The sequence below is a fragment of the Paenarthrobacter sp. YAF11_1 genome (genome assembly GCF_052113445.1).
Taxonomy (GTDB): domain Bacteria; phylum Actinomycetota; class Actinomycetes; order Actinomycetales; family Micrococcaceae; genus Arthrobacter.
In genome coordinates, this window is record NZ_JBFRDF010000043.1 from 1 (window position 1) to 421 (window position 421).

The following is a 421-nucleotide window of genomic DNA, read 5'->3' on the forward strand; positions in this document are numbered from 1 at the left end:
CCTGAGGAAGTGTTGCGGGTTTGCAGGATTTGTTCTTGATCCAGCCCCGGCAGAGTAGTTCTTGTCAGCCAGAGAGGCTGGAAGAAACGGCCGGCCGGTCTCACGGTGGCCCACCGAAAGGACACTGATTCCCATGGCCATCAGCCTCAGGACCACCTCCGGCAAGATCCTCGCTTCCGTCGCACTGGTCGGCACCGCAGCCGCCGTCGCCGGCATGGGAACCTACGGCGCGTTCACTTCCTCGACGTCCGCATCGCAGGCCGTCACCGCAGGCACCGTCACCATCGCCCTGGGCGCCCCCGGCCCGGCCAACACCCTCAACGTCCCGATCGCGGGACTGCTGCCCGGAGACAAGGTCGAAAAGCTCGTCACCCTGGCCAACAGCGGCAACTCGGACCTGAACAACGTCACCCTCACCACC

The 421-nt window shown here is 65.1% G+C and carries 1 protein-coding gene; it reads left to right on the forward strand.

Features of this window, described 5'->3' with window-relative positions:
• Positions 1–133: 133 nt before the first annotated feature.
• On the forward strand, positions 134–421 hold a 288-nt coding region (locus tag AB4Y77_RS22990; protein WP_442015467.1), incomplete at its 3' end, for a TasA family protein.